Raw genomic sequence first — 4,292 nt, 5'->3', positions numbered from 1 at the left:
CAATCGTCCGCGACAACACAGGGATTCCAAAGGGCCCCCGGCCTTTTGGTCTCCCCGAAGGGGCCGCCGGAGGCACAATCCCCAGCCAGTCCTAACGGATGGCTCAAACTCGTTATGACATCGTGCCACAACCTTCCGTTGGCGCACACTTTTCCACTAAGCAGAGAAACCCTCCGCCCCCGTCGCGGACGATTGGGGATGCCGACACGATATTCCGGCAAACCATCTGCCCCGCTGCATCTCCAATCGTCCGCGACAACACAGGGATTCCAAAGGGCCCCCGGCCCTTTGGTCTCCCCGAAGGGGCCGCCGGAGGCACTCCCTTTTCCGGGCCGTCACCAAATAATCATCGCCCTTGCGCGAAAAGATGCTACAACGAGGGTCCGACCACGTATTTCTACGTGGTTGCGAAAACAGAAAAAACAATGCATTACAAAATGATGCATGATCCGAACAAGGACAAGGAGGCAGCATGACGGACATTCTTGACTGGACCGGAGCCCGGCTTACCGATCTGGACATTCATACGAACGTCGGCCGTGCAGGGGAGCTTGCGAAGCGGCTTACTGACGAGACGAGTGCGGGCAACCTGCCGTTTCTGACCATGCCGTACCTGCCGGAGTTGCGGCAGCAGCTGGCGGACTTGAAGGAGAAGCTTGCCGGGTTCGATCATATGCTGCTGCTTGGCATTGGCGGTTCGGCGCTTGGTGCGCGGGCGCTTCAGGAGGCTTTTTTTCCTGAGCAGGACATGCCCGGTCATGAAGGGCCGTGGCTGTGGATTGCGGACAACGTGGATCCCGGCACGCTTGAAGGGTATATGGACAGATTGCCGCCTGAGAAGACGGTGGTCGTGACCGTTTCGAAATCCGGCGGGACCATCGAGACCGTGGGGCAGTATTTCATCATTCGCGAATGGATGGAGGTGGTGCTCGGGGATCGGTGGAAGGACAACATGGTGCTTGTCACCGGCGAGTCCGGGTTCCTGCGTGAAGAGGCCGAGACCAACGGCATCGTGACGCTTCCGGTTCCCGAGAATCTTGGGGGGCGTTATTCGGTGCTTTCCGCGGTGGGGATGATCCCGGCGCTGTTTCTCGGCATGGATGTGGACGCGATCTTAAAGGGTGCCATGGAGGTGGCCGCGCCGCTTGCTTCGCCCGATCTGGACGGAGAGGGGCTTGCCTGCATGAGTCCTTCCGCATCGCCTGCTGGGGCAAGGCCCTGATGGACGCGGGGTTTGCGGAGCTTATCTTTTTCGCCTACATTCCCCTCTGGGCCAGTTTTGGCGACTGGTTCGCCCAGTTGTGGGCGGAAAGTCTCGGCAAGGAAGGCAAGGGCAGCCAGCCCATCCCGGCGGTGGGCGTCACGGACCAGCACTCCGTGAACCAGATGTTTCTCGACGGTCCCCGCAACAAGGCCTGCCTGTTCCTGACCTGCCCCGGCCTGCCCGACGGACCGAGGTTCCCCAAGGATCTGCCCGACAAGTTCGACTATGTGCGCGGCAAGGACTTTGGCGAACTCATCCGCGCGGAAGGGCTCGGCACCATGATGGCACTGCAGAAAAACGACGTGCCGCTCGTGGAATTGCGCCTTGGCGCGGACTCGCCCAAGCTAGCCGGTAAGATGATCGCGCTTCTTGGCGCGGCGACCATCCTCACCGGCTGGCTCATGGACATCAACCCTCTTGACCAGCCTGCCGTGGAACTCGGCAAGCGGCTGGCCAAGGCCCGCCTCGGCGCCGATGGACTCGGACCCGAGAAGGAGGACCTCGACGCCTTCCTCTCCGCCAGACGGGAAATCCGGGAGTTCTAGACGTTGGACAAACATACCGACAGGAATCCGAGGCCGCTGCAAAGCATTAAAGTTCTTTCCTGGAGCATCTTCACCCTGATCCTCGGCTTCAGCCTGCTCCTCTCCATCTTCCTGTCCGAAAGGACCGAACGGTCCCTGCTCAAAAAGCAGGAACAGTTCGGTCTTCTTCTTGCCGAAAACGTCAGCCATCAGGTCTGGACGCGCTTTGCCCTGCCCGTGCTCATCCGCTATGGCTCCATCAAGATATCTGACCCAGAGCAGTTCAAGCGTCTCGATCAGGTCGTGCGCTCCACCATCCACAGCTTCAAGGTCACGGACCTGCGCATCTGCGACGCCATCGGCGACGTGACATACTCCCTCAAGGAAGACGAGCTCGGAAAGCCCGGTCCCAACATTACCAAGGTCCGCGACACCTGGTCCTCGGAACAGTTCACCGCAAGCATCGACAGCAATGTCTCGAAAATAGGCGCGCTCTTCAGCATCCGGCTCAAGCCCGGAACCATCGTCATGACCTCCTACTACCCCCTGCGCGCCGAATCCAACCTCAGCTCCATCACCGACAACCCCATCATGGGCATCCTCGAAATCTCGCAGGACATCACCGACGAATACATGGAAGTCATCAACTTCGAGCGCCTCATCATCTCCTCCTCCCTGCTCTCCTCCATGGTGCTCTTTTTCGTCATCATCACCCTGCTCGGCCGCGCCGACCGCATCAACAACCAGCGCATTCAGGAAAAACAGCGCCTTGAGCGAGAACTCCTGCAGCAGGAAAAACTCGCAGGTATGGGCCGCATGGTCTCCGGCGTGGCCCACGAAATCCGAAACCCCCTCGGCATCATCTGTTCCACCTCCGAACTGCTGACCAAAAAAGCCGAAAAGACTGGCGGCGACACCCGGCTCATTTCCGCCCTGCACGAAGAAGCCAAACGCCTGTCCAGAACCGTCACCGAATTCCTCGACTACGCACGCCCCAAACAACCCACCATGATGGACGTCAACCTCTGCCGCCTGCTCGAACAGATCGCCGTGTTCCTCGAACCGGAATTCGAAAAACTCGGCATAACCGTGCACCGCGACTGCCCCGACGACCTCATCACCCAAGGCGACAAGGACCTCCTCTACCGCGCCCTCTACAACCTCGTCTCCAACGCCGCCCAAGCCATGAACGGTCCCGGCGAACTCTTCATCAACGCCGAGCAGGACGCCGCGGACGACACCATCCGCATCACCATCCGCGATACCGGACCCGGCTTCGACACCGAACACATGGACAAGTACCGCGACCCCTTCTTCACCACCAAAGACACCGGCACCGGCCTCGGCCTCGCCATCGTCTCCAACATCCTCGAAAGCCATCACGCAACCCTCGACCTCGAAAACGCGCCCGAAGGCGGCGCGCGCGTGACAGCAACGTTCAAAGGGTCGCACGGGTAGAAGAGCCTCCGGCGGCCCTCCCGGGTGGTGCCTCCGGCGGCCCTCCGGGGGCTCAAGAACCTTTTGCAAAAGGTTCTTGAGAATCTCCCAAATCTTTTGGCTTGCCTTCGGCGGGGTTGTCCGGGCACGTGAGGGTTTCGCTTTTTGTAAACGCCTTCAAGTCAGGGATTGCAAAGGGGATTATCCCCTTTGCCGGGTGCAGGGCAGCGCCCTGCCCGCCGGAGGCACCTTGAACCAAGGGAGTGAACATGCCCGAGAGAATTCGTTGTGATTGGGCGTTGAGGTCTGAGGAGGAAATCCTCTACCACGACACGGAGTGGGGCGTTCCGGTGCTGGAGGATCGGAAGCAGTTTGAGTTTCTGGTGCTGGAGTCGGCACAGGCCGGTCTTTCGTGGCTGACCATTCTGCGAAAACGTGAAGGCTATCGGCGGGCCTTTGCCGGGTTTGATCCCGAAGCGGTCGCCCTTTTCGACGAGAGGGACGTGCAGCGGCTCATGGAGGACTCCGGCATCATCCGAAACAGGCGCAAGATCGAAGCCACTGTCAGCAACGCCCGCGCATTTTTACAGATTCAGGAGTCATTCGGCAGTTTCTGCAACTATATTTGGGGATTCGTGAATGGCCGCCCGGTCCAGAACGCTTTCGTTCGGATGGAAGATGTCCCGCCCGAAACCGAGCTCTCTCGCCGCATCGCCAAGGACCTCAAACAGCGCGGCTTCAAATTTCTCGGCCCGGTCACAGTCTACGCCCACATGCAGGCCGCCGGACTCGTCAACGACCACCTCGTCCACTGCTTCCGGCACCATGAGATAGCAAATCTAGCCCGTTAATGAGAATGCCTCCGGCGGCCCTCCGGGGGCCTAAGAACCTTTTTGGCAAAAAGGTTCTGCTCTGCTGTCCTCATTCGTAAGGCTCGATGACTCGCCAACGACTAAGGCTAGGAATCTCCAAAAACTCCTGGTTGGGCGTTGCCCACGCTGATGGACAACTGTCCGGGCTAGGCCATTGATCTGGTTCGGCGCTGGTTAGCTTATTAACCGCTCGTA

The 4,292-nt window shown here is 59.6% G+C and carries 4 protein-coding genes; all 4 read left to right on the top strand.

Going from position 1 to position 4,292, the window contains the following annotated elements; translation table 11 throughout:
• Window positions 1-472: 472 nt before the first annotated feature.
• The 4 genes from JCM12178_RS21160 (at window position 473) to JCM12178_RS17025 (ending at window position 4,076) form a co-directional block, all read left to right on the top strand.
• A complete protein-coding gene (locus tag JCM12178_RS21160; RefSeq protein WP_369404555.1) occupies window positions 473-1,222 on the top strand; it encodes a phosphoglucose isomerase-related protein in 750 nt (249 codons plus the stop codon).
• Window positions 1,222-1,809 carry a hypothetical protein gene (locus tag JCM12178_RS21155; protein ID WP_369404554.1) on the top strand — a complete coding sequence of 196 codons (588 nt, stop codon included), beginning with the start codon at window positions 1,222-1,224 and terminating at the stop codon, window positions 1,807-1,809. The genes JCM12178_RS21160 and JCM12178_RS21155 overlap by 1 nt, the downstream gene beginning before the upstream one ends.
• A gap of 3 nt (window positions 1,810-1,812) precedes the next feature.
• Window positions 1,813-3,246 carry a sensor histidine kinase gene (locus tag JCM12178_RS17030; RefSeq protein ID WP_054653146.1) on the top strand — a complete coding sequence of 478 codons (1,434 nt, stop codon included), beginning with the start codon at window positions 1,813-1,815 and terminating at the stop codon, window positions 3,244-3,246.
• A gap of 248 nt (window positions 3,247-3,494) precedes the next feature.
• Window positions 3,495-4,076, top strand: coding sequence for a DNA-3-methyladenine glycosylase I (locus JCM12178_RS17025; protein ID WP_054653144.1), 582 nt, complete (start codon window positions 3,495-3,497; stop codon window positions 4,074-4,076).
• Window positions 4,077-4,292 lie beyond the last annotated feature (216 nt).

Source organism: Salidesulfovibrio brasiliensis JCM 12178, from assembly GCF_001311825.1.
Lineage (GTDB): Bacteria > Desulfobacterota > Desulfovibrionia > Desulfovibrionales > Desulfovibrionaceae > Pseudodesulfovibrio > Pseudodesulfovibrio brasiliensis.
The sequence above is the reverse complement of the archived record's forward strand: the minus strand, read 5'-3'. Positions and strand labels throughout refer to the sequence as shown.

What these genes read in the sequence shown, in the direction of transcription:
- JCM12178_RS21160 (WP_369404555.1), top strand. Translation starts at nt 473, where the DNA reads ATGACGGACATTCTTGACTGGACCGGAGCCCGGCTTACCGATCTGGAC.
- JCM12178_RS21155 (WP_369404554.1), top strand. Translation starts at nt 1,222, where the DNA reads ATGGACGCGGGGTTTGCGGAGCTTATCTTTTTCGCCTACATTCCCCTC.
- JCM12178_RS17025 (WP_054653144.1), top strand. Translation starts at nt 3,495, where the DNA reads ATGCCCGAGAGAATTCGTTGTGATTGGGCGTTGAGGTCTGAGGAGGAA.